Origin of the sequence: Neolewinella aquimaris (assembly GCF_014197245.1) — a bacterium.
Taxonomy (GTDB): domain Bacteria; phylum Bacteroidota; class Bacteroidia; order Chitinophagales; family Saprospiraceae; genus Neolewinella; species Neolewinella aquimaris.
Genome location: NZ_JACIFF010000002.1, coordinates 76962 through 102104, shown reverse-complemented (window position 1 = coordinate 102104; position 25143 = coordinate 76962). Strand labels below are relative to the sequence as shown.

Genomic DNA, 25143 nt, shown 5'->3' with positions numbered 1-25143 from the left:
GCCGGCGTTACTTATTCAACAGTGACCGACTTGGCCAGGTTGCGGGGTTGATCCACGTTGCGCCCGAGTTCCACGGCAATGTGGTAACTGAGGAGCTGCAGCGGGATCACCGAGAGTAGGGGAGAAAGTTGTTCCTCCGTGTTCGGTACCGTAATGACGTGATTAGCGATCGCACTGATGGCCGTTTCGCCTTCGTTCACCACCGCGATCACCATTCCCTTGCGGGCGAGTACTTCCTGTACGTTGCTGACGATTTTCTCGTAGGCCGAACGGTTGGTAGCGGTTACGATTACGGGCATCGTCTCGTCGATGAGTGCAATCGGTCCGTGCTTCATCTCCGCCGCGGGATATCCTTCGGCGTGAATGTAGCTAATTTCCTTGAGTTTGAGCGCGCCTTCGAGGGCTACAGGAAAGTTGTACCCACGTCCCAAATAGAGAGCGTTGTGGTGGTGCTTGATCTCCTTAGCAATGTAGCGAATGTGATCGTTTGCGCTGAGGCATTCCTTGACCTTTTCCGGGATGCGCTCCAGTTCGGTGACGAGGGTCTGGAAGGTGGTTTTGCTGATGGTGCTCAGCTTCTGCGCCATGCTTAGGGCAAGCAGGGTAAGTACGGTCACCTGTCCGGTGAAGGCCTTGGTGCTGGCTACTCCGATTTCGGGGCCGGCGTGAATGTAGCTTCCGGCGTCGGTAAGCCGCGCAATACTGCTGCCGACCGCATTCACGATACCGTAGATCATGGCCCCCTTACTCTTCGCGAGTTCGAGCGCGGCCATGGTGTCGGCCGTTTCACCACTCTGGCTGAGGGCGATCACGATGTCCCGTTCGTTGATGATCGGATTGCGGTACCGGAATTCGCTGGCGTATTCCACTTCTACGGGAATACGGGCCAGGTCCTCGATGAGGTACTCGCCGATGAGGCCGGAGTGATAGCTGGTACCACAGGCTACGATGATGATTCGGTTGGCCCGCACGAAGCGATTGGCGTACTCCTCGAGCCCCCTGAGGGTAACCCGATTTTCCTTACTGCTGATACGGCCCCGCATCGCGTCGTAGATGGTGGTCGGTTGTTCGTGGATCTCCTTGAGCATGAAGTGCTCGTAGCCGTTCTTCTCCAGGGCTTCGATCTGCATGTCGAGCGTCTGGATGAAGGGAGGTTGGGTTTCGTTCTCCGTATTCTTTATCTGTAGTCCGTTCTCCAGATTGATGGTGGCGATCTGATTGTCGTCCAAATAAACGACCCGTCGGGTGCTGTCGAGAAACGGAGACGCATCCGAGCCGATAAAGTACTCTCCTTCACCGATGCCGACGACCAGGGGACTCGCCTTACGCGCACCGACCAGGACACTCGGATTTCTGCTGTCGACTACGGCAATCGCGTAGGCTCCTTCGACCCGGTTGAGGGCAAGCCGTACGGCTTCTTCGAGGGCAAGGTCACCTTCGTCCTGAATCTCTTCGATCAGGTGCACGAGCACTTCGGTATCCGTATCGCTTTCGAAGGTGTGGCCTTCCGCGATAAGGGCATTTTTGAGCACGGCGTAGTTTTCGATGATGCCGTTGTGCACCAGGGCCAGTCGTCCGTTTCCACCCGTATGGGGGTGTGCGTTAATGTCGTTGGGCTCGCCGTGGGTGGCCCAACGGGTGTGGCCGATGCCTACCGTACCCGAGGTATCGTTTTTAGCAATCTCCTTGCGTAAGGCGGCAACCTTCCCTTTTTTCTTCCAGATTGACAGCTTATCGCTGAGGACGGCGATACCGGCACTGTCGTATCCGCGGTATTCCAGGCGCTCTAATCCTTTAATAATGAGCGCGTCGGCCTGGCGGTGGCCGATGTATCCAACTATTCCACACATAAAGAGAGTGTTAAAGGGTGTTCATGGGTACGGAACCCGGACGTATAATCAGGGTGAGTGGGTGGTGTACTCGCGGTTCCGTTAAATTAAACGAAATATAAGTATTGTAAGTTGTTTTATCTAATCCAACTTAGTGAAGGTCAGCCGGACGCGGGCCGGATGTTCGGCGCTATCGGGACCGTTAAGGAACACCCGCGCCGACCGGAATTCGGTACTTGCCAACGGGGTAACGCGAAGGTAAACCGTAGGGGGCACCTCTCCATCAACGATGCGCTGCATGTGGACGGTGAAGGCGGGGGAATACAGCTGAATGCCGTCTTCGGTATTTAAGCGCCCACCGAGAAAGCTATTGAATCCGGTGGCTCCCGCACCGGTACGCGTGAGCTCGACGCGGTCGGTGATGAACGCCAGCTCCGCATCGCTGCTCGGGCGGTACCACAGTTCGACCCGGCTCGGAACCGGATAGTCGGTGTAGCTTACTCCCTCCACGTCCGCAATGGGAATTTCCAGTACGGCGCGGTTGATCACCCGATCACTAAGGGAAGCCAGGTCGGTGAAGTCGAGCTGAGTGACCAGGCCACCCTGACCGACCAGGGCGGTCAGGTCGTTGTCGGCACCATCGGCCAGGAGTTCACCCACCAGCGAATTGCTGAAGTCGAAGGCGTAATTCGGCAGGATCTGCCGGAAACTGATGCGATATTCCGAAGGCGCACCGGTAGTGTCGCGGTAATAAATGTTGAAGCCGTTATAGAGAGTATCGGCGGCAGTGGAGGCTACCTCTGCGGGCAGCAGGGTAATCAGCCCGTCGCTGACTCCGTCCGGCTCGAGGTAGATCCCGGCGAAGTTGTCGCGGAAGGTGGAATCGGCATCGTAGGCCGTTGCCGGAAGATTGCGAATCAAGTCAATAAAGGGTTCAGCCATCCGGATCCGGATATGGGCGCGGCGAAAGGAGCGGCCGGTGATCGAGGTATCTCTGACCTCGGTCGGGGTTAGCGAACCGGTAAAACTACTCTGCGCCAGGAGGTTGACCATGTTGGTCGGTGTCGTAAAGGTGCTGTAGGCATCCTCGTCGAAGGGAATGGGGGTGATGATTTCCGTACCCCGTACCGGAAAGGTGCGGCCCGCGCCGTAGAACGCCCGCGCGGTATCGATGGGGAGGATCAAAACGGCCGAGTCGATCGTAATGTCGGTCCGCTGGGCGAACAGGGGAACGAGCGGCAGACCGCTGGCCGTGCTACGTGGAAGTCTGGGGACCAGGTAGGCACTGTGTCGCGTAGCTCCAAAGTTTGCGTCCTCAATCTGGCCAAAGGTGAAGGTGCTCGGTGCTGTCGGATTCAATCCGTTAAAGGTAAAGAGACTGTCTTCCCGCACCACCCGCGTGGTGAAGGTGACGTCGGTGGTTTCGCCGGTGTCGGCGCGGTCCGCGTCCAGGAGCTCGGAACCCACGGTGATGGGATCCGTACAGCCGGCAAGCAGTAGGATAGCGAGGGAAAAAAGGCTAAGCGTAGTCTTCATTTAGTCTGATCTGTAGACGGTAGTTAGGCGGAGGGGGACAACAATCTTGGTCTAGGAAAAAGTAAACGAGTCCTTCCCCGGTGAAGGGAAGGACTCGTGTCTCGAGGTAAGGGAGGGCCCGAACTGCGGTATGGTTGGTTACTTTTCTACTTCGGCGGCGAGCAGCTCCCGGTAGAATTCCACGCTTGCCTTGGGTGATTCTTCACCCTGGACGTTCAGCACGGGGATATCAGAACTGGTCAGGGCAACTTCCAGGGATTCGTCCAGCTCCGCGCTGCCGCGAATCACGGCGTCGCTGTACTTGATCGCACCCCGGTGGAGGGCGGGCTTACCGTCTTCCAGGTAGGGCGCTAGGTCGTCTTCGCTCAGGGCGTTGATGCTGGCCTTCATGGCGAAGTCGTCGGTGATGTGATCCTCCGGTCCGCTCTGGTACAGGCTGTATACGATCTTACTGTTCTTGAACAGGGGCTCGTTCTTATAGGCCGTGCGCAGGTAGAAGGGGATCAGGCTGGTCATCCAGCCGTGCACGTGGATGATGTCGGGCGGCCAGCCGAACTTGCGGACCGTTTCGATCACGCCCTTACTGAAGAACACGGCGCGGTCGGCGTTGTCGTCAAAGGGGTTGCCCGCCTTGTCGACGTGGACGAACTTGCGCTTGAAGAAATCTTCGTTATCGAGGAAATAGACTTGCATCCGCACTCCCTTGTCGGGCAGGGAAGCCACCTTGATGATGAGCGGATAGTCGTCGTCGTCCACAATAATATTCATGCCGGACAGACGCACGACCTCGTGCAGCCGGTGACGACGTTCGTTGATGGTGCCATAGCGTGGCATCAGCACGCGAATTTCCATCTGGTTTTTCTGTAGGTAGGGGGCCAGGGCCCTTACGGTAGTTGCTATTTCAGTCAGCTCCGTATAGGGATCCATTTCCTGGGTAACAATCAGCACCTTAGTTTTGCTCATATCTTATGATCGCGTTGCAGGTTATTGACGGGTCGGACCGCCATTGCGGCCCGGCACGGGAGCCTATACGCCGGCTCCAAGGGTGGCAAAGTTACAAAATATTGTGGACACCCCCTATCTTCGCCCGCCCTTAGCGGGCTTGCCCGCTCCCCAATCAGCGCCTGACTTGCAAACGTTCACCACCGCCGTCGAGCTTTCCGGTTACCTCTCCGCCGCCAGGAAGAAGGGAGAACGCATCGGGTTCGTCCCTACTATGGGAGCCCTCCACCCCGGTCACGCCGCCCTGATCCAACGCAGCGCGGCCGAGCAGGCGGTCACGGTCGCCAGCATCTTCGTCAACCCCACTCAGTTCAACGTAGGATCCGACCTGCTGGCCTATCCCCGGACCCCCGAAGCGGATTCTGCCTTACTCACGGCCCACGGCTGTAACCTGCTGTACATGCCTGGCATAGAGGACGTATACCCCGCGGGTACCGGAGAAAACCGGGCGGCGAACCTCGATTTCGGCAGCCTGACCGCCCGGATGGAGGGAGCCTACCGCCCGGGCCATTTCGCCGGAGTAGCCCAGGTGGTCAGTCGCCTGCTGGAGATCGTCGGTCCTGATGTCCTTTATCTCGGTCAGAAGGACTACCAGCAGGTCGCTGTAGTCCGCCGAATGATCGAACTGCTCGGGTTAGGCATCGAGGTCGTGACCGTTCCCACCGTCCGGGAAGCCGACGGTCTGGCACTCAGCAGCCGCAACCGCTTGCTCCAACCGCAGGAACGCACCGCCGCCGGCCGCATTAACCTGCATCTGGCCGCCGTAGCCGCGGGTATCCGGGCCGGCTGGCCCGCCCGCGAACTGGAAAAAACAGCTGTACTGAACATGCGGTCCGAACCCCTGCTCGAGCCGGAGTACGTCGAAGTCGTAGACGGCCGTACGCTGCTGCCATACCAGGACGGCGATTCCGCCGAAGAACTTATTGTGGCCACCGCCGTGCAGGTTGGCAGGGTACGACTCATCGACAACCGCATCATCGGCCCCGCCAACCCTTAGCCTTAGCCGTGCGTTTCCAAGCCGGCACTCATTTTAGCCCAATCTTACCCCCGACCATGCTCATTCAACGTTTTAAAGGAAAAATTCACCGCGCTACTGTCACCGAGGCCAACCTCAACTACGTCGGCAGCATCACCATCGATGGCCTGCTGCTCGACGCGGCCGGAATCATCGAGGGCGAAAAGGTGCAGATTGTCAACAACAACAACGGCGAGCGGATCGAGACCTACACCATTCGCGGGGAGGAGGGCACCGGCATCATCTGCCTCAACGGGGCGGCGGCGCGCAGGTGCCAGGTCGGAGATGTCGTCATCATCATTGCCTACGGATACATGACCACGGAGGAAGCACTGGCTTTTGAACCGAAGGTGGCCTTTCCGGGCGAGGGAAATCGACTATAACATCGTTCGGCCATTCCCGCAGCATGAAGGTTGTTAAATATTAGGGCGGCGGCGCGCAGGAGCCGAGCAATTCCAGTAGTGCGGAGCATTTGGGTAAATATTTAACATTCGACCCCGAAAATAGAGCAAACAATTCCCGATTCCGGGCCGTTAATCCCGCGAACTATACTGGCATCCCATCACGGGAGGCCCGAGCCCCGGTTGCGTTATTCTTCATTAAACCAACCGAGTATGAAGTCCTTATCTTTTTTCCTGCTGCTGCTTGCCAGCATCTTTACGTTTTCCTCCGGTTTGCACGCCCAGGAAGACATGCCCGAAACCGATGAGATGACCACTGAGGAGACTGCTCCTATGACCAGTGATCATACGATCGGAGAAGCCGTAGCCCAACACGCTGAAACGACTACCCTGGCTACCGCGCTGGAGTCCGCCGGTCTGACCGACGCCCTCGACGCCGACGGCAGTTTCATCCTGCTCGCTCCCACCGACGAAGCATTCGCTGCTCTCCCAGACGGCGTCCTGGACGCTTTACTCCTGCCGGAGAATGGGGAGGCCCTGGTCACCCTGTTACAGCATCACCTGATCGACAGTTCCGATTCAGCCTCGAACGAACTGCTTTCCAGTGTGCTAAACGGGGATGAAGTCACCATCGGGGAGAACCTGTCCGCCAGCAATGGCCAGGTGTACCTCATCGATCAGGTGCTGATTCCCGAAGGCTTTGACCTCGAAGCGCTGCAGGGCAAGCGCTAAGCCACCTGCGGAATTACCCCACTTCAATCGTTTAATCGAGCGGCTCCGAAGTTGTAATTCGGGGCCGCTTTTGTTTGCTGTTTGGAAGGGCGTGGCTCCTGCGTCCCCGCCCCGTGTATTACTTTTGCTACCTGCGAAATCAAAGCGATATGAAAGTTGCCGTTGTGGGAGCTACCGGACTGGTCGGTGGCGTAATGTTTGAAGTGCTCGAAGCACACGATTTTCCGATCACCGAACTGCTGCCGGTTGCCTCCGAGCGATCGGTGGGCAAGGAGATCGAGTACCGGGGGAAGATACACACCGTAATATCCCTGCAGGATGCCGTCGATGCCCGTTGTGACGTGGCCATCTTCTCCGCCGGTGGATCCACCAGCCTGGAATGGGCCCCTAAGTTCGCCGAAGTCGGTACGGTGGTGATCGACAACAGCAGCGCCTGGCGGATGGACCCCGCAAAAAAACTGGTCGTCCCCGAAGTGAACGCCGATCAACTGACGGCCGAGGATCTCATCATCGCAAATCCCAATTGCTCCACCATCCAGATGGTAGTGGCCCTCGCTCCCCTGCATAAAGCCTTCGGGATCAAGCGGTTGGTTATTTCAACTTACCAGTCGTTTACGGGTACCGGCGTGAAGGCCGTGCGGCAGTACGAAACCGAGCGCGACGGTGGGAAGAGCGAAGAACCCGCCTACCATTACCCAATTTTCGAAAATTGCATCCCGCACTGCGATGTCTTCCTCGACAACGACTACACCAAGGAGGAAATGAAGCTGGTGCACGAGACCCGCAAAATACTGGGCAGCAACGATATTGCCATCACCGCTACCGCCGTACGGGTGCCCGTACACGGTGGCCACAGTGAGAGCATCAACGTAGAGTTCGAGCGCCCCTTTACCATCGCGGCGGTACGGGAGTTGCTGGCGGAAGTTCCCGGTCTGGTACTACAGGACGATCCCGCCAACAACGTCTACCCCATGCCGCTACTGGCTAAGCACCGCGATGAAGTGTTTGTTGGCCGACTGCGCCGCGACGAAAGCATCGAGAACGGACTGAATATGTGGGTCGTAGCGGACAACCTCCGCAAGGGAGCCGCCACGAACGCGGTGCAGATTGCCGAATACCTACTGGAGAATAAACTGATCGGTACCGCGGTGACTGCCTGAGTTACCCTGCCGCCAAAACACTAAGTCGGGGGGCACGTTGTACCTTCGTTTACTACATCACTATACTCACCGGAAGGGGCGGATCACCGATTCCACCCGGTGGAGACGACCATCGCCATGCGAAACCGAATTGCCGTCTGGGGGCGTGACGCCCAGGAAAAACGCGTCCTAATTACCATCGAACTACAGGTAGAGGACAACATTGTACGCATCCATACCTTCCCCGAGAAGGTGGTGACCGACGAAGTCTACAACGCCTTCATGGAAAAGTGGCGCAAGGGAGAGGAAGCCGAGCTTCCGGAGCCCGATCGCGTCATCGCCCGCGAACTGAGCGTAACTGAATCGCTACTCCCTGACGACCTGCGCGCGGAGCAAACCGACATGATCGTGCGCGCCCAGACCGAGTGGCACTTCAATGTCCTCAGCGAGAAACTGGCCCAGAGCTACCGTAGCGAACTGGCCGAGATGGAAGACCGCATCGAGCGGGCCGGGGCCTACAGCAGCGACCTCTGGAACCAGGCGAAGGCCTTCTGGCAGAAAGTGCAATCTCAGCTACAGGATAAAACCCTCATGCGGGAACAGGGCAACGAACTGCGCAAGCGATCCGACGCCGTATTCGCAAAGTTGAAGGAACTGCGGCAGGCCGTCAACGCCCAGTACGAGGAAGAATCAAAAAAACAGAAAGCCAAATTTGCCACCCTGCTCGAAGACGTCGAAAAGCGCATCGGGGAGGGTACCCACCTCAATAAAGTCTTTCAGGAACTGCGGGAGCTGCAGCGCAAATTTCACGGAGTAAAATTCACCAAACAGGATCGCGACGAAGTCTACGGACGCATCGACTCCGCCTTCAAACTGGTGAAGGAGAAGCGCGGACAAGGTGGGGGAGCCAGTACTTCCACGGGTGCCGCCGCGGCAATGAGCCGCAATGAGTCACGCTACCAGGGGCTGCTCAAGGCCATGGAGCGAATGCAGAAAAGCATCGCCCGCGACGAGGAGGACCTGAAGTTCGAACGCCGCCGCATCGAGCGCACCGACGGGCAGCTGGAAGCCCAGATCCGCCAGGCCAAGATCCTCATGATCGAAAGCCGCGTAAGCAGCAAGAACGAAAAGCTGGCGGACATGGTTAAAACCAAATCGATGCTGGAAGGCCGGATCGAGAAGGACAAGCAGCGTGCCGAAAAGCAGGCCCGCAAACAGGCCGAACGTCAGGCTAAGGAGGCCGCGCGCGCAAAAATTGCCGCCGACATGGCCAGCCGCAATCTATCGCCCGAAGAAGAAGCCAAACTCGCCGCGGCGGCCGCCGCCATCAAAGCCGGCAAAAAACAGTCGAAGGCCAACCGCAAGGAATTACGCGACGCCGCTCCCTCCGACGTGGTTGCCAACTTCGCCGCCTTCAGCGCGGTGCTGGCCGGTGAGGTAGACCCGCCCCGGAAGGACAAAAAGCAGCGTACGCCAGCACCGTCTCTACTCGGACAGGCAGCCGCTAAGGTCGATCAGGCCATCGACGAAGTGGAGCACACCGTTCAGCAGGTAGTGGACACCGTGAAGGCCACCGCCCAGGTGATCGGAGAGGAGGAATAGCAAACAAGCCTTAATGGAAGGCTGCTAAAATTCGAATAGGGTATTGACCGTACCGGGAGGCGTAGCACCAATGTGGTGGTACGCCTTTTCCGTTGCCTGCCGGCCCCGGGGCGTACGCATCAGGTAGCCCTCCATGATAAGGAACGGCTCGTGTACCTCCTCGATGGTGCCGGTTTCCTCCCCGACGGCGGTAGCAATGGTCGAAACGCCTACCGGCCCTCCCTTAAATTTGTGGACGATGGCGTCAAGGATCTTATTATCCATCTCGTCGAGCCCCCCTTCGTCTACGTTCAGGGCGGCTAGGCCGTAGTCGGCGATCTCTTTATCGATGGTTCCGGTACCCTTTACCTGGGCGAAGTCGCGGATGCGGCGCAGCAGGGCGTTGGCGATCCGTGGGGTGCCCCGGCTGCGGCGGGCGATCTCCTGGGCCCCTTCTTCGGTAATGGGGACCGCCATGATCTCGCAGGAGCGCTTGATGATGTTGACCAATGTCTGCACGTCGTAGTAATCCAGCAAACAATTGATGCCGAAGCGGGCGCGCATCGGGGCGGTGAGCAGACCCATCCGCGTGGTTGCCCCCACCAGCGTAAACGGATTGAGGTTGATCTGCACCGAGCGGGCGTTGGGTCCGCTGTCGATCATGATGTCGATGCGGTAATCCTCCATGGCGGAATAGAGGTACTCCTCTACGACGTTGTTCAGGCGGTGAATCTCGTCGATGAAGAGTACGTCGCCCTCGTTCAGGTTGGTGAGCAGGCCGGCGAGGTCACCGGGCTTTTCGAGTACCGGGCCGCTGGTGAGCTTGAGTTCCGCACCGAGCTCGTTGGCGATGATGTGGCTCAGGGTGGTTTTACCCAGTCCCGGGGGGCCGTGGAGCAGGACGTGGTCGAGCGAATCGCCCCGTTGCACGGCTGCCTGGATGAATACCTTGAGGTTGGCAACGATCTTGGGTTGCCCGCTGAACTCGCTCAGGCTGTCCGGCCGGAGGGCGCGTTCCATGGCGCCGTCTTCGGGACTGAGCTTAGCGGAGGAGGGGTCTAAATGCTGATTCATATCGACCACAAGTTACAAAACATTTTGTAGGAAAAGCGAAAAAAGGCAAAGGGCGAAGCGGCTAAATGCCGCTTCGCCCACTGAGCGTTGTTCGGGTTGGGTGTGTCGCTCAAATCATTTCATCCTCAATCATACGTGTTGACATTTTAATGGGTTACGGATAGTCAAAATCGTATGCTGGTGCGGAAGCTGCTCGTCGGAAAAGTGATTTGCGGCGGGCTGCTTGCGGTAATTCGCTTAATGATACTACAAAGATGCGGCCTGAATTTGAAAGAAAAAAGGACAGTTTTCACCACTTTGTTCCGACAGAATCGTCGCCGTTCGGACGCTTAAAAATGTATAACCCTTTAGCAGTAAGTAATTTGTGCGAAATGCTGTTTGAAGAATTCCGGACACTACTGCTGGTTAAACCACGAAAGGCCAGCCTGCAAGCAGGCTGACCTTTATGGGTGTGGTCGGGATGACTGGATTCGAACCAGCGGCCCCACGCCCCCCAGGCGTGTGCGCTACCGGGCTGCGCCACATCCCGAATACTTCTTTAACGGTGGTCGATACTGGATTCGAACCAGTGACCTCTGCAATGTCAATGCAACGCTCTAAACCAACTGAGCTAATCGACCGTCACTATCTAAGCGGCTGCAAATATACAACTACGGTCTGTAGCGCAAAAGTTCTGGGCGCATATTTTCCACCTTCTTAGGCCTGGGCCGTTGGGGTGAAACTCGTCGGCGGAAATTGCGGTCCGTTTCCCCCCGTGCTGTGGTTGATCACCCCGAACTGCCGCTCGTACTTCTGCACGTTGTCGGCCAGGGCGGCCAGCAGACGCTTGGCGTGCTCCGGGGTGAGGATCACCCGGCTCTTTACCTTTGCCTTCGGCGCGTTGGGTACGATCCGGACAAAGTCCACCACGAACTCCGAGCTGGAGTGGGTGATTATAGCCAGGTTGGAATACACCCCCTCGGCAATATCTTCCGGCAGGTCGATGCTGAGTTGGTTCTGCTGCGCTTGTTTCTTTTTGTCGTCTGACATCTCGATGTAGTTGGCGCGTCCGTCGGAGCGGTCCGCTATTTCTTCTTCGCCGCCGCTTTCTTCTTGGCGGGCGCTTTCTTCTTCGCCGGGGCCTTTTTCGCCTTGGTCTTAAAGGCATTTGGCACCTGCTCCTCCACGATGGCCTTGACTTCCTCCAGGGAGAGCTCGGCGGCCTGTTCGCGGCTCATCTTCTTTCCCTCCACCGTCGGGAGTTTCAGCGATTTCTTCTTGAAACGAATGAAGGGGCCCCAGCGTCCCTGCTCGATGTCGATCTTTTCCGCCTCGAAGCGTTGGATGTAGCGATTGGCTTCCTTCTCCTCCTTCGCCTGAATGAGCTCGATCATATCGTCCTTGCTCAGGTTTTCGTGATCGTAGCGCTTGGGAATGTTGATGAACATGCCGTTCCACTTCAGGAAGGGACCGAAGCGGCCCGCACCCTGGGTAACATCCTGACCCTTGTAGGTCATGACCGGCGCATCCGCCTTCTTCTTCTCGGTCACCAGTTCCCGGGCGTCCTTCATGGTCACGCTGTGGGGATCTCCGCCCTTGGGCAGACTGATAAAGGTTTCCCCCCACCGTACGTAGGGTCCGAAGCGGCCGATACCCACTACGGTTTCTTTTCCCTCGATTTCGCCCAGTACTTTGGGCAGGTCGAAGAGGGGTAGGGCGGTTTCCAGATCGATCTCCTCCATGCTGGTGTTAGCCGGCAGGTTGGCGTAGCGGGGTTTTTCTTCGGGGACCAGTTCGTCGGGGGCACCCAACTGGATAACCGGGCCGTTGCGACTGAGTCGGACCAGTACGGTCTTTTTCGTCAGTGGGTCGACGCCGAGAATACGCTCACCCGTCACCCGGTCGGCACTCTCGGTAGTTTCTTCTACGGTTTCGTGGAAGGGGTGGTAGAAGTCCTGTAGCATCTGCGTCCAGGTTACCTTGCCGTCCGCTACTTCGTCGAATTTGTCTTCGATCTCCGCCGTGAACGCGTAGGTCATCACATCCTCGAAGTGCTCGTCGAGGAAGTCGCTCACCGCCATGCCGATATCGCTGGCGAATAGGCGGTTCTTTACCGTTCCTGTCACCTCGGTCTTCTTCTCGGCGGTAATGGAGCCCTCCTTTAGGGTCAGCACGTCGTAGCTGCGTTCCTCCCCATCCCGGTTTTCCCGGGTTACGTATCCCCGTTTCGGGTCCATAATTTTGGATACCGTCGGTGCGTAAGTGGACGGGCGACCGATGCCCAGCTCCTCCAATTTCTTCACCAGCGAAGCCTCGGTGTAGCGGACGGGCGGGCGGGTAAACCGCTGAATGGCCGTCATCTCGCTCAGGGGCAGGATCTGTCCCTTCGTGAGTGGGGGCAGGATTCCCTCGGTGGTTTCGTCCTCTTCGTCGTCGTCGTCGCTCTCGATATACAGCTTGAGGAATCCGTCGAACTTAAGCACTTCGCCCTGGGCACGTAGCCGGGCGTCCGGTGCCTTGTCGATGGCAATGTTGACGGTCGTTTTCTCCAACTCGGCGTCCGCCATCTGACTGGCTACGGTACGCTTCCAGATGAGTTCGTAGAGCCGCTGCTCGTCGCGGTCACCCTGGTTGATGGTATGGCGGTCGACGTAACTCGGCCGGATGGCCTCGTGGGCCTCCTGGGCATCCTTTTTCTTGCTCTTGAAGCGGCGTACTTTGCTGTACTTCGCGCCGTATTCCTTGGTTACTTCGGCTTCGATGGCCTGCAGGGCGGTTTCCGACAAGCTGATGCTGTCGGTACGCATGTAGGTGATCAGACCGGCTTCGTACAGGCGCTGGGCTACCCGCATGGTACGCTCCACGTTCATGTAGAGCTTGCGGCTGGCTTCCTGCTGCAGGGTGGAGGTGGTGAAGGGCGGGGCCGGCTTGCGCTTGGCGGGCTTGACCTCGATATCGCTGATGCTGAATTCGGCACCGATGCACCGCTTCAGGAAAGCCTCCGCTCCCTGGCGGTCGCTGAAGCGATCGGGACTTTCGGCCTTCAGGTCTACTTCCTTACCCTGTTCGTTGCGCACCGTAAAAATGGCATTGACCCGGAAGAAGGGCGACGCCTCGAAGTTCATGATCTCGCGTTCCCGCTCGACGACCAGTTTTACGGTCACCGACTGTACGCGGCCGGCGCTAAGACCGAATTTGACTTTTTTCCAGAGTACCCCGGAAAGTTCGTAGCCGACCAGGCGGTCCAGTACCCGGCGGGCCTGCTGGGCGTTGACCAGGTTGACGTCGACGGTACGTGGGTTGTTAATGGCTGCTTTGATGGCCGGCGGGGTGATCTCCCGAAATACGATGCGCTTCGTGGAGTCTACCGGCAGTTTCAGCACTTCGCACAGGTGCCAGCTAATGGCTTCCCCTTCGCGGTCTTCGTCCGTTGCGAGCCAGACGGTATCTACTTTGCTTACGGCGGCCTTAAGGTCTTTGACCACCTTGCGCTTCTCGGGCGAGACGACGTACTTAGTGGCAAAATCGCGGTCGACATCGACGGCTCCGTCGCCCTTGTCCAGGTCGCGGATGTGTCCGAAGGAGGATTTTACCGTGTATTCCTTCCCCAGGATCTTTTCAATTGTTTTCGCTTTGGCGGGGGACTCAACGATGAGTAAATGCTTCGTCATAGGTGCTTAAGTTCCTCTGTGGTTACGATTCTAGGCGGCAATAAGTTGTTCGGCGTGCAGTTTAAGCGTCCTTTTAGTTTCCTCGTCGGTCAACTTGTCGTCCGTCAGCAGACCTTCTACGCTCGACAGGGGCAGTCGGTTGGGCAGTACCCACGCACCCATGTGGGAAAAAACGTCGGCCAGGTGATCGATTCCGCGCAGGTTGCCCGCCCGCCCGGAGGACACGCCCACCAGTGCCACGTACTTCCCGGAAAAGTTGCCGGCATAGTCGATCACCGAAATGCCATCAATAAATAATTTCACTACGCCCGGATAACTGCCGTTGTATTCAGGAACAAATACGGCAAACTTACTGGCCGGTTCGATGTAGCGGCGCTGCCATTCCACCAACTGCTCGTCGTTGGCGAGTGGATCGTACATCTCTCCCGCGAAGTACCCGTGGTGCAGTTCCTGCATGTCCAGCAACTGCACTTCCTGGCCCATTTCCCGGAGCGCTTCGGCAAAGTGAGTCGCGAAGAGCAGCGTACGACTGTCGGGTCGGTTAGTTCCGGAGATGACGGTGATCATATGGTGTGGCTTTAGGGGCCCACAAACGTACAACGAATTTTGGGGCGGGAGCGCGGGAGCAGTGACAACTCAGCCCCGAGCCGAACCAAACCGGTAGGCCAACGCTACGACAACCAACCCGAAAATTCCTAAAGGGAGGGCGGTGGATATCTGGTAGCTCGCAATATAGCCGCTGCCGTGGCTACCGATTATATTTTCGTGATCGATCTCACTCTTAGCCATTCCGTACACCAGAAGGGCAACCGCCAGTACTCCGGCTAGAGTTAGTACAGCCTGCCGTTGACGTATGCCCATAAAATAAATGTAAATAAAACGCCCCGCTTCCAGTGAGGAAGCGGGGCGTTGAGTACCGGATCTAGGACCGGATTAGCAGTTACAGCAACCGTTTTGCTGCAGTGCGGTATTGGTGTCGATATTGTCCTGGGGGAAAGGCCATACCGAGTCACAGGGATCGTAGCCGTCGGCTCCAAGCTTTTCTACGGCACGTCCGGTGCGACGCAGGTCCCAGAGACGGAATCCACCCTCCATAGCCAGTTCGACAAAGCGTTCCTGTAGGATCGCGTCTTCGAAGTTGCTGTCGTCGAGTTCGATGTCGTCGAGTCCGGCGCGGTTGCGCACCTGGTTGATCCACTTGTCGGCCGTGTCGAAGTCACCACTGCGGGCGGCTACCTCGGCGAGGATCAGCACCTGCTCGGCGGCACGGAAGAAGTAGATTGGATCATCCTGCGAACCGGCGGCAGCGGCGAAATCATTGTACTTGATACCATAACGAACACCGTCATCGGTGAAAGCAATGGAGAGGTCGCGACGTTCGTCACCCTCTTCGTAAGCATCGTCCAGGGCCTGGCTCGGTGCGATGGAGTAACGGCTCGCGCCAACGCCGCTGGCACCGAAGAAGAAAGCGTTGCTCTGTCCGTCGGTGGAGCTGAAATTCAGGTAGAAGATCTCATCTTCCAGGTAAGGAACGGCGGTCAGGTCATAGTCAGCACCGATTGCCAGGGTGGCAAAGCGTCCGGCATCCTCGTAACGACCCTGCATCATGGCCACGCGGGCCAGCAGTGCGTTAGCGGCTTCCGGATTCATACCCAGGGTGCCTGCGCCAAGGTTGTCGGCGGCAAACTGTGCGTCCTGGATGACCTGGCTGTAGACGTCGGCCTCACTGGAGGCAGGAACATTCAGTTCCTCACCAACACCTACGGTAGGAGTCAGGACGATCGGTACACCTCCCCATCCCGTAACGAGGTGGAAATAGGCGATGGCACGTCCGAAGCGAGCTTCGGCAAGCAGGCTGTTGCGGGTAGCATCGGTAAGGGAGGCGTCCTCTACACCGGGCAGTACGTCCAGCAGGTTGTTGGCCGTATTGATGACGTCGTAGTAATCAGCCCAAACGGCAGCCATCGTACTGTTTGAAGGGAGCACGTTGTAGTTGTCGAACTGCGCGCGGGTCGGGAAGGTACCCGTCCAGTCGCTGTCGTCACTGAAGTAGGTGTAGGAAGCTATGTACCCGTCGAAGGTCAGGGTTGCATCCTGCAACTCATCGTACACACCGGCACGGGCGGCGCCGGCGGATTTTGCGTCGGTGACGGCCAGGTTAAGGGGAACGGAGTCAATGGGTTGAACTGCGTCCAGAGAGAAAGTGTCACAACCCAGGGTCAGGGCGGCGAGAGCCACTCCCGAGGTTATGCGAAATAGTTGCTTAATCATGATTTTCATTTTTTGGGGGGTGGCTTAGAATCCCAGGTTGATACCGAACTCGACGGTACGTGAAATAGGCAGCGTCAGGAAGTCGGTGCCGAGCGCTACGTTGCTGTCGCCAAAGGCGTTGACCTCGGGGTCGAACCAGCTGTAATCGGTCCAGGTAACCAGGTTGGTTCCCGATACGAAGATGCGCAGGCGGTCGATTCCGGCGGGGTCAAGGACCGAGCGGGGCAGGTTGTACGCCAGGGTGGCCGTCTTCAGACGAACGAACGATCCGTCTTCGACGTAACGATCGGAGTCCTGACGGTTGTTGTCGGAAGGAGCACCACCGACGATCCGGGGAAAATCATCACCGTCGCCTTCCATGCGCCATGCGCCCTCGTAGGAGCGGACAGTAGGAGCGAAGACGGAGTTCAGGCCTTCCGCGAAGCCAAGGTTGTTGTTGTAGACATCATTGCCGAAGCTGAACTGGAAGAAGAAATCAAGTTCAAGACCTTTGTAAGCTAGCTTATTGTTTACTCCACCGGTAAAGTCGGGCAGTGCCTGACCGATGAAGGTGCGGTCATCGTCGTTGATAATACCATCGTCGTTTTGATCTACAAAACGGAAGTCACCAGGACCCGCACCAACGATGTAGTCGCGGTCGTCGTTCAGGGCATTATCAGCATCGATCTCGGCCTGGTTCTGGTAAATACCATCGGTTACCAGTCCGAAGAAGGAACCAACGGGCTGACCTACCGCAAGGCGGGTAGCAAAACCAAAGTCCTGGGGCTGATCGTCGAACAGCGCGGTCACTTCGTTTTTGTTGAAGGCACCGGTCAGGGTGGTATTCCAGGTGAAGTCGGGCTGCTGCACGTTCACGAAGGTCAACGAAGCTTCCACACCGGTGTTCCGCATACTACCGACGTTGGAAACGACGGTACCGAATCCGGAAGTAGTCGGGATGGGGCGGTTCAGGATCAGGTCATCGGTATTCTTTACGTAGAAATCGAAGGAGGCACCGATGCGGTTGGTCAGCAGTGCGATGTCGAGTCCGGCGTTGAACTGGGTCGTGGTTTCCCATACGAGGTCGGGGTTACCGAGCTGCGACTGGGAGATACCGGGGGTGGTCAGGTAAGAGGCACCACCGGCAAAGAGGGGGCGGGTCTGGAAATCACCGATGTTGTTGTTACCGGTCTGTCCGTAGCTGGCACGAAGCTTCAGCTGTTCGAAGGGTCCTACCTTCTCGGAAGAAGCCAGGTCGTATCCGGCTGCGATACCGGGGAAGTAACCCCAGCGGTTGTTGACGAAACGGCTCGAACCGTCGGCGCGGAAGGAGGCGGTAACGTAGAGGCCACCGTTGTTAACGTTTACAGTACCGATGTACGACTGCAGCGTACTTCCAAACTTGTCACCAGAGACGGTCGCGGGGGAAGCCGCGGCGTCCGCACTGGGGAAGTTGTCGCTCGGCAGGTCGTTGGTCTCGAAGTAGTTGCGGCGAACGTCGTCGCGCTGGAAAATAGCTCCTACGGTGGAGTTCAGCTTGAACGCACCGACGCTTCCGTTGTAGGTGGCGGTGTACTCGCTGATGATTCGGGTACGTACGTTGCTGCTCTCTACGATCTGACCCTGTGAGGTCGACTGCAGGCTGCTGGGCTCGAATACATTCTCGCGGTAGTTGACGTTGTCAACGCCCAACTTAGCCTTCAGCGCGATGGCGTCGATGGGGAAGAAGGTGGCAGAAGCGTTACCGATGATGCGGTTGGTCTGAGCGTGGTTGTCGTACACTTCGGTAGCAGCTACGGGGTTCTCCAGACCGAAGGCGGAACCGTACGTTCCATCCTCATTGCGGACAGGAACGGTGGGGGGCAGCAGGATGGCCGCGGAAACCGCACCGTAAATGTTGTTGTCGCCCTGGATACGTTTGTTGTCCGAGTTGGTGTACCCGAGGTTCATGTTCAGCGCGAGCTTGTCGGAAGCCGTGTGGTCGAGGTTGAGGCGACCGCTGTAGCGCTTAAAGCGCGTGCCGTTCAGGGCACCCTGGTTGTCGTCGTAGCCGAGTGAGCCGTAAAACTTGGTCTTCACGTCACCGCCGCTGATGCTCAGCTGCTGGCTGGTGAGGGGGTTGCTGGCGAAGATCAGGTCCTGCCAGTTGCTGCTGACGGTCGAATCCATTCCAAAAAAATTGGCAGTACGTCCGAAGAGCTCCCCTAGGTAATCGTTGTACGTCGCACCGTCCACTACGTCAATCGTATTGGGCAGTTCGTTGAAGCCGTAAGACGAGTTGAAGTTGATTTTCGTTTTGCCGGATTTTCCCGACTTGGTGGTGATCAGAACTACACCGTTGGCGGCGCGGCTACCGTAAATAGCGGTAGTCGAGGCGTCCTTAAGTACTTCCATCGATTCGATGTCGGCGGGGTTGATGTCGGCGAGGGCGTTGGTTCCCTGGCCGCCTACACCCTGCTGGGAGAAGTCGCCGGAGATGACCGGAACACCGTCAACTACGAAAAGCGGCTCGTTGGAGGCGTTGATGGAGGTTACCCCGCGGACGCGGATATTGTAGCCGGCACCCGGGGCACCGTTGCTCTGCTGTACGACTACACCGGCAGCCTGACGCAGGGCACCCTGTACGGTTGCACCGGCTTCGGCATTCACATCTTTGGTGCTAATGGAGCTCACGGCGCCGGTGAGATCCTTCCGGCGTACGGGAGAATAACCTACTACCACAACCTCGTCGAGGCCGATGCCGTCTTCCGCCAGAACGATGTCATAGACGGTCTGACCGACGGTCAGGCGCACGCGCTGGGTGGTGAAACCGGTATAGGATACGGTCAGTCCCGTTGCACCCGCGGGCGTTTCGAGTTCGAAGTTGCCGTCGATATCGGTGACCGTTCCGGTGGTGGTATTGTCCACCAGAATGGTGGCACCAATGAGGCCGACCCCACTCTCATCCACCACCGTACCGGTGATGGCCTGCTGGGCCTGCAGGGCGCTAAAACTCCCAAGGAGCAGCACCCAAACAATAAGTTTAAATGACTTCATACTATGGATTGTTGAAAAAAAAGTTGGTGATTTGGTGGACCGGGTTCGACATCCGAAAGGGCGAAAAATTGGTCTACTAGTTGATTATTCTGTCTTCGATTTCCCCTAAAACTGAATTGGCCATCTTTTCGCTGCCCGCACTTACGGATAGAGAAGATAATTGTCGGAACAACGACCGGGGCGCAAATATAGGCAGATCAATCGAGTCTACGGCACCATCCGAAGATTATGACGGCAAACGACCAAGTTTAGCCAGCATTTCCTGGCAACCATAAGCGTTGAGGCAATTTGCCGCCGTAAGCCCCCCCTTACGTGCCGCCAGCACGCCGAAACGGATGTCGTCGATGCCCCCGGTGGCGTGCGCATCGGGGTTGATGCTGATCAGCACGCCGCGTTCAACGGCGTAGGGGATCCACGACCAGTCGAGGTCAAGCCGGTACGGATTGGCGTTCAACTCGATCGCCACCCGGTGTTCGGCACAGGCGTCGATCACCCGCCGGTGATCGATCGGGTAACCCTCCCGGCTCAGCAGCAGTCGCCCGGTCGGGTGGCCGAGAATATCGGTGTCCGGATTCCGGATCGCCGCCAGCAGTCGCTCGGTGGCCCGCTCCTCATCCATATTAAGGGTACTGTGAACGGAAGCAATGATCAGGTCGAACCCCTTTCGCAGTTCGTCGTCGTAATCCAGGCTACCGTCGCTCAGAATATCGCATTCGATACTCTTCAGTATACGGAAGGGGGCCAGCTCCCGGTTTAGGGCGTCGACCTCTTTCCACTGTTCCCTTACGCGATCTTCCTTCAGTCCGTTGGCGTAGAAGGCCGCCTGGGAGTGGTCGCTCATCACCAGGTACTCGTAGCCGCGCTCCCGGGCCGCCAGGGCCATCTCGCGTACGCTGTGTATGCCGTCGCTATACGTAGAGTGACTGTGTACCACCCCACGCACGTCGCTCTCCTCGATCAACACCGGCAGGGAATTCTCCCGGGCCAGATCGATCGCCCATTCACCCTCCCGCATTTCCGGTGGGATCCACTGCACCTGCGCCCGCGCAAAAACCTCACTTTCGTCGGGCAGGCCCGAAAAATCTAGGCCGGGAAACCGCGCTACGAAGGAGCGCAAAAAATCTTTGCTCCCCGTGTACCGAAACTGCTTGCTCCCAAAATTTTCCGGGCTACAGTGCTGTAGAATTACGGGTATCTCATCCACTTCGGCCACCGTCCGGTCGTCCGTCGCTTCGCGCACCTGTAGGCCGGGAATTTGGGCGGCACGCGCGGGCGCAAGGGTCGTCAGCAAGTGCAAGGCGGATAGGGTAGGACCACAGCGCCGCAACTCACCCGTCGGCTCAAAGCGTTCGTCAGGGAAGATATTCCGAAGCTGTTCCAACAGGGCCGTCGCGGCCAAAGCCATCGTGGGGTAGAGGAAGCGGCCGCGGCTGCGTTGCAGAAATTCCAGTTTCTGCTTGAGGCTTTCCTGAGTTTTAAGTCCGAAGCCCTTTAGCTCGATAAGCCGGTTTTCGTTGATGGCGTAGAGCAGCTGGCCCACGGTGGTAACCCCCAGTCCGTCCCAGACTGCCTTCACTTTTTTGGGGCCAAAGCCGCTAATGTGCAGCATTTCACGGACGCCCTCGGGGGTTTTTTCCCGCCACTTTTCCAGCGTTTCCATCTTCCCCGTGGTGGCCAGTTCGTGGATCTTGCCGGCGATGGCCTTGCCTACGCCCTCCAGCTTCTGCAATTCCGCTTCGGACATCCCCGCCAGATCGCGCTCGTCCTTGCGCAGTTTGTTGTAGGCATTGGTGTAGGAGCGGATCTTGAACGGATTGTCTCCGTGCAGTTCCATCAGCTTACCCAGTTCGCGAAAGTGACGGGCGATTTCGGGGTTGGTCATAGGCCTTAAAGCATCGATTTGAGGGTGGAGGCGGCCGTAGGATAGGCAAAAATCAGCTGCTTCAGCGCGGAAATACGGGTTTTTTCGCTGATGGCGAGGTAGAACAGGTTGATCAGTTCCGTGACGTTCGGACCGAGCAGGTGGGCACCGAGAATCCGGTCTTCCTTCTCATCGATGAATATTTTATAGGCAAACACCGGGCTACCGAGGTGACGGGCGTGGTACCAGTCCGTTGCATCGGCGAAGCGTTCGGTAATCTCGCGTCCTTCCTTCCGGGCTTCTTTTGCCTCGTCGGCCGTCATGCCCACGGCCGCCATGCCGGGCAGGGAGAAGGCGACAGTGGGCAGGGGGAAGTAGGATATCTCCCGTTCCCGATCGTCGAACAGCATATCACTCAGCACGCTCCCGGCATAACTGGCTACCGGGGAGAGGGGAAGGCCACTGTCGGCGCAGTCGCCCAGGGCGTATACGTGAGGCAGATTCGTCCGCAGCTTGCCGTCCACGGCGATGCCTTTTTTCTTGTCGTACTTCACGCCGGCGGCTTCCAGATCGAGCTTGTCGATGTTCGGGACGCGCCCCGCGCAGTGGATCACCCGGTCGGTGGTTAGGGTGGACTTTTGCCCTTCCTTATTTTCGATGTCCACCTCGAAGCGGTTTCCGACCTTGCGCACGGCTCCGGCCTTGCTGTTGAGGTGAAACTTGATGCCCCTTTCCTCGGATGCCTTCCGTAGCATATCGGCCAGGTCGTGGTCAAACTTGCTGAGGGGCACCTCATCGCTGACGATCACGGTTACCCGGCAACCCAGCGCGTGGCTGATCTGGGAGGTTTCGGTACCGATGTAGCCGCCGCCGATGACGATCATCTCTTCCGGCAGGTCATCCATGTCGAGGAAGTCGTCGCTGGTAAGCAGGTGCTCGCTGCCGGGAAAATCGAGGGGCGTCGGGCGCATTCCGGTAGCCAGGACGATGGTCTTACCCCGGATGCTAAGGTCGTCCTCGAGCCGGAGGGTGTGGTCGTCGGTAAAGGTGGCGTAGCTCTCGTATACCTCTACGCCGTTCTCCCGCATTTTTTCCTGACTCTTGGGCGGAATGGGTTCGGTGAAGGTTCGCTTCCAGGCCATCAGGTCGGGCCAGGAGAAGCCCGGCTCGTCGGTAAAGCCCTTGCCCCGTAGGTTGTGGAACCGGTGGACGGTTTCCGCGACAGCGTGGAGTACGAGTTTCGGATCGCACCCCCGGAGCGGACAGGTGCCGCCGTAGTCGCGGCCTTCGGTGATGGCGACCGATTTTCCCGCTTCCGCCGCGGCAGTGGCTACGGATTGCCCTGCATTGCCGGCTCCGACAACGATTACATCGTACTCCTTAGTTGACATTCTTTGCTAATTTACGTATGCACTGCACCTGCGTTCCCGCCCAAATTAATGGGCTGAAGCGGTGCGCTTGGTGATACCCTCCACGATGATGTCCCCGTGGTCCCGGGTGTTTTCAATAAAAAGTTTGCTGGTTTGCTTGCCGGCGCACGCCACGCCCGCCATGTACACCCCCGGTAGGATTGTTTCCAACGTATCGGGGTCGAAGACCGGTTTGCAGGCATCGGTAGGCTCCACGGGTAGGCCGAGCCGCTCGAAGAGGGCGTAGTTCGGTTCGTAGCCGGTCATGGCCAGCATGAAGTCGTTCGGCAGGGTGATGGGACCGTCGGGGGTGTCGAGCACGACCTCAGTGGCGCGGATCTCCCTTACCGTAGTATTAAAGTAGGCGGTAATGCTGCCTTCCTTAATGCGGTTTTCAATGTCGGGTTTGATCCAGTACTTCACGCGGTCGTTGATCTCGTTTCCGCGCACGGCCATGGTCACTTTGGCTCCCTTGCGGTAACACTCCAGGGCGGCGTCGCAGGCTGAATTCGCCGCTCCCACCACCAGCACGCGTTGTCCGATGTAAGCGTGGGGATCGTTGTAGTAGTGGAGCACCTTGGGCAGGTCCTCGCCGGGAACCTCCATGCTACGGGGCGTGTCGTAAAAGCCCGTTGCCACTACCACGTTGCGGGTGGCGTAGTCGCCCTTGTCGGTATGCACCCGGTACCCCCCGTCCACTAGTTGGTCCATACTCTCCACGGTTTCGTACAGCTTGATTTGCAGGTCGAAGTGCTGGATCAGCCGGCGGTAATACTCCAGCGCCTCGGTGCGGGTGGGCTTGTCGAGGTGGCTGATGAAGGGGGTATTCTGTATTTCGAGTTTCAGCGAAGTGCTGAAGAAGGTCATGTTGATGGGGAAGTGGAACAGGCTGTTCGCGATCACCCCCTTCTCGATGATGAGGTACTCCAGGCCGGCACGTTTGGCGCTGATGGCGGCATTGATGCCGGAAGGGCCGCCGCCGATGATGATGAGGTCGTACATAACAACTTAGGTGGAAGCCGGTGCGGATCGCAGGTGATTCAAATCGGGTAATCAGGTAGTAGGACGTTGGAGGGAGGGGCTTGGTTCATGCCGCCGCGCATTTCGCCCGGAGCGCCTTCTTCGTATGTTTGCCGGACCGAATAATTTAAGCCCCGCATGCCCCCGCCAACCCGCCACCCCGTCGCCGAGCTTCGCGACCGCTTCCTCCAACGCCTACGGGAATCGTCCACGAGCCGTGAACCCCGCGGACTGTACGAACCCATCTCCTACATCATGGGCATCGGCGGCAAACGGGTGCGCCCCCTGCTGGCCCTGATCGCCGCCCGCATGTTCGGCGACGACGAGGAACTCACCGCCGGCATGCCGGTCGCCCTGGCCGTAGAGACCTTCCACAATTTCACCCTGCTGCACGACGATATTATGGACGCCAGTCCCCTGCGGCGGGGCAATCCCACGGTGCACGAAAAGTGGGACGTCAATACCGCCATTCTCAGCGGCGACCTAATGCTCATCCAGGCCTACGCTCACCTCTGCGGCGCCCCCGACAAGCGACGTACCCACGATCTGTTGTGCACCTTTAACCGGATCGCGACGGGCGTCTGTGAGGGGCAGCAATTCGACGTCGATTTTGAGTTGCGCAGCCACGTGACCATCGAGGAGTACCTTGACATGATCGAGTTAAAAACCGCCGTTCTCCTCGGCGGTGCCCTGGAAATGGGTGCGCTCTCCGCCGGTGCCGGTCGCGAGGATGCCGATCACCTCTACGCCTTCGGTCGCCTCACCGGGCTGGCCTTTCAGTTGCACGACGACCTGCTCGACACCTTCGGCGACGGTAAGCAGACCGGTAAACTCACCGGCAACGACATCATCCGAAACAAGAAGACCTTCCTGTACATCAAGACCCTGGAAAGTCTCGACGAGACGCAGCGGGGCGAACTGGTCGAATGGTTCAGTCACTCACCCGAGGATCCCGCACCCAAAGTGGCCCGCGTGACGGAACTGATGCGCCTGCGCGATATTCCCCGCCTCGTGGCCGAGTTGCGCGATCAATTCCAGAAGGAAGCCTACGCCCACCTGGCCGCGGTGAATGGCGACGCCGCGTGGAAAGATGCCCTACGTCAGCTAACGGAGGAATTGCTCAGCCGCGATAATTAGGTCAGAGGGTCAGCTTTCCGTTCAGCCACTCGTCTTCGATGGTGGCTTCCTGAGCTTTATAGAACCGGATGGCGTCGGTGTTCCAGTCGAGCACCTGCCACTTCATTAGCCGGCACCCGCGTTCCCGCCCGCGTTCCTTTAGTACGTCCCACAGCCGCCGCCCGATGCCGTGGCTGCGGTAGTCCGGGTCGACGACGAAGTCTTCGAGGTAGATCATGCGTCCCTTCCAGGTGCTGTAGACAAAGTTATAGAGTGCCATCCCGATAATCTTGCCGCTGCCCATGTCTTCGGCGACGATCATGTGGAAAAACTTTTCCTCAAAGTCGGCCCGGTAATCTTCGATGGTGGCGGTAAAGCTGTCGAAAGCACGTTCGAAGCGGGCCAGTTCGCCCACCAGGTGGTGGACGGCGGGCAAATCTTCGGCGGTACCCTGGCGTATCTGTACGTTCATGCGGGCCAAGGTAAGGGCCC

Annotated in this window: 19 protein-coding genes and 2 tRNA genes; 6 read left to right on the top strand and 15 right to left on the bottom strand. The window is 58.1% G+C overall.

Annotation, left to right across the window (positions count from 1 at the left end; all coding sequences use genetic code 11):
- Nucleotides 1-11: 11 nt before the first annotated feature.
- The 3 genes from glmS to GGR28_RS04965 all read right to left on the bottom strand — a co-directional run bounded on the left by glmS (nucleotide 12) and on the right by GGR28_RS04965 (nucleotide 4328).
- Nucleotides 12-1850, bottom strand: coding sequence for a glutamine--fructose-6-phosphate transaminase (isomerizing) (gene glmS / locus GGR28_RS04975; protein WP_183494638.1), 1839 nt, complete (start codon nucleotides 1848-1850; stop codon nucleotides 12-14).
- A 120-nt stretch (nucleotides 1851-1970) separates the two neighbouring features.
- Nucleotides 1971-3365: a DUF4270 family protein gene (locus GGR28_RS04970; protein ID WP_183494637.1), complete on the bottom strand. Its 1395-nt coding sequence runs from the start codon at nucleotides 3363-3365 to the stop codon at nucleotides 1971-1973.
- 138 nt (nucleotides 3366-3503) lie between these two features.
- Nucleotides 3504-4328 (bottom strand): glycogen/starch synthase, encoded by an 825-nt coding sequence (locus GGR28_RS04965; protein ID WP_183494636.1) that lies wholly within the window; start codon nucleotides 4326-4328, stop codon nucleotides 3504-3506.
- Between the two features lie 166 nt (nucleotides 4329-4494).
- Here GGR28_RS04965 and panC point away from each other — a divergent pair, with 166 nt between their 5' ends.
- From panC to GGR28_RS04940, 5 genes are all read left to right on the top strand, one after another.
- Nucleotides 4495-5364, top strand: coding sequence for a pantoate--beta-alanine ligase (gene panC / locus GGR28_RS04960; RefSeq protein ID WP_183494635.1), 870 nt, complete (start codon nucleotides 4495-4497; stop codon nucleotides 5362-5364).
- A 56-nt stretch (nucleotides 5365-5420) separates the two neighbouring features.
- A complete protein-coding gene (gene panD, locus GGR28_RS04955) occupies nucleotides 5421-5765 on the top strand; it encodes an aspartate 1-decarboxylase (protein WP_183494634.1) in 345 nt (114 codons plus the stop codon).
- Between the two features lie 231 nt (nucleotides 5766-5996).
- Complete coding sequence (locus GGR28_RS04950; RefSeq protein ID WP_183494633.1) at nucleotides 5997-6515, top strand: fasciclin domain-containing protein; 519 nt, start codon at nucleotides 5997-5999, stop codon at nucleotides 6513-6515.
- Nucleotides 6516-6664: 149 nt separating this feature from the next.
- Nucleotides 6665-7675 carry an aspartate-semialdehyde dehydrogenase gene (locus GGR28_RS04945; RefSeq protein ID WP_183494632.1) on the top strand — a complete coding sequence of 337 codons (1011 nt, stop codon included), beginning with the start codon at nucleotides 6665-6667 and terminating at the stop codon, nucleotides 7673-7675.
- A 117-nt stretch (nucleotides 7676-7792) separates the two neighbouring features.
- Entirely contained in the window at nucleotides 7793-9256 is a 1464-nt protein-coding gene (locus GGR28_RS04940; RefSeq protein WP_183494631.1) for a hypothetical protein, read from the top strand.
- A gap of 24 nt (nucleotides 9257-9280) precedes the next feature.
- Here the strand turns inward: GGR28_RS04940 and ruvB are convergent, their stop codons facing one another.
- From ruvB to GGR28_RS04885, 11 genes are all read right to left on the bottom strand, one after another.
- Nucleotides 9281-10309: a Holliday junction branch migration DNA helicase RuvB gene (ruvB, locus tag GGR28_RS04935; protein ID WP_183494630.1), complete on the bottom strand. Its 1029-nt coding sequence runs from the start codon at nucleotides 10307-10309 to the stop codon at nucleotides 9281-9283.
- A gap of 452 nt (nucleotides 10310-10761) precedes the next feature.
- Nucleotides 10762-10838 (bottom strand) — tRNA-Pro (locus tag GGR28_RS04930).
- 16 nt (nucleotides 10839-10854) lie between these two features.
- Nucleotides 10855-10929 (bottom strand) — tRNA-Val (locus GGR28_RS04925).
- Between the two features lie 76 nt (nucleotides 10930-11005).
- Nucleotides 11006-11338: a DUF3467 domain-containing protein gene (locus GGR28_RS04920; protein ID WP_183494629.1), complete on the bottom strand. Its 333-nt coding sequence runs from the start codon at nucleotides 11336-11338 to the stop codon at nucleotides 11006-11008.
- A gap of 35 nt (nucleotides 11339-11373) precedes the next feature.
- On the bottom strand, nucleotides 11374-13959 hold the full coding sequence (gene topA, locus GGR28_RS04915; RefSeq protein ID WP_183494628.1) for a type I DNA topoisomerase: 2586 nt from the start codon (nucleotides 13957-13959) through the stop codon (nucleotides 11374-11376).
- A gap of 30 nt (nucleotides 13960-13989) precedes the next feature.
- Entirely contained in the window at nucleotides 13990-14526 is a 537-nt protein-coding gene (locus GGR28_RS04910; protein WP_183494627.1) for an NADPH-dependent FMN reductase, read from the bottom strand.
- A gap of 366 nt (nucleotides 14527-14892) precedes the next feature.
- Entirely contained in the window at nucleotides 14893-16230 is a 1338-nt protein-coding gene (locus GGR28_RS04905) for a RagB/SusD family nutrient uptake outer membrane protein (protein ID WP_183494626.1), read from the bottom strand.
- Nucleotides 16231-16254: 24 nt separating this feature from the next.
- Nucleotides 16255-19245, bottom strand: coding sequence for a SusC/RagA family TonB-linked outer membrane protein (locus tag GGR28_RS04900; RefSeq protein WP_183494625.1), 2991 nt, complete (start codon nucleotides 19243-19245; stop codon nucleotides 16255-16257).
- 226 nt (nucleotides 19246-19471) lie between these two features.
- Nucleotides 19472-21127: a DNA polymerase/3'-5' exonuclease PolX gene (locus GGR28_RS04895; protein ID WP_183494624.1), complete on the bottom strand. Its 1656-nt coding sequence runs from the start codon at nucleotides 21125-21127 to the stop codon at nucleotides 19472-19474.
- A 5-nt stretch (nucleotides 21128-21132) separates the two neighbouring features.
- The gene (locus tag GGR28_RS04890; protein WP_183494623.1) at nucleotides 21133-22497 is read right to left on the bottom strand and encodes a dihydrolipoyl dehydrogenase family protein; all 1365 of its coding nucleotides are present in this window, start codon (nucleotides 22495-22497) and stop codon (nucleotides 21133-21135) included.
- Between the two features lie 45 nt (nucleotides 22498-22542).
- Nucleotides 22543-23517: a YpdA family putative bacillithiol disulfide reductase gene (locus GGR28_RS04885; RefSeq protein WP_183494622.1), complete on the bottom strand. Its 975-nt coding sequence runs from the start codon at nucleotides 23515-23517 to the stop codon at nucleotides 22543-22545.
- Nucleotides 23518-23673: 156 nt separating this feature from the next.
- Here GGR28_RS04885 and GGR28_RS04880 point away from each other — a divergent pair, with 156 nt between their 5' ends.
- Nucleotides 23674-24672, top strand: a complete 999-nt coding sequence (locus GGR28_RS04880) for a polyprenyl synthetase family protein (RefSeq protein WP_183494621.1) — start codon at nucleotides 23674-23676, stop codon at nucleotides 24670-24672.
- A 1-nt stretch (nucleotide 24673) separates the two neighbouring features.
- Here GGR28_RS04880 and GGR28_RS04875 read toward each other — a convergent pair whose 3' ends face one another.
- A complete protein-coding gene (locus GGR28_RS04875) occupies nucleotides 24674-25123 on the bottom strand; it encodes a GNAT family N-acetyltransferase (protein WP_183494620.1) in 450 nt (149 codons plus the stop codon).
- Nucleotides 25124-25143: the final 20 nt, after the last annotated feature.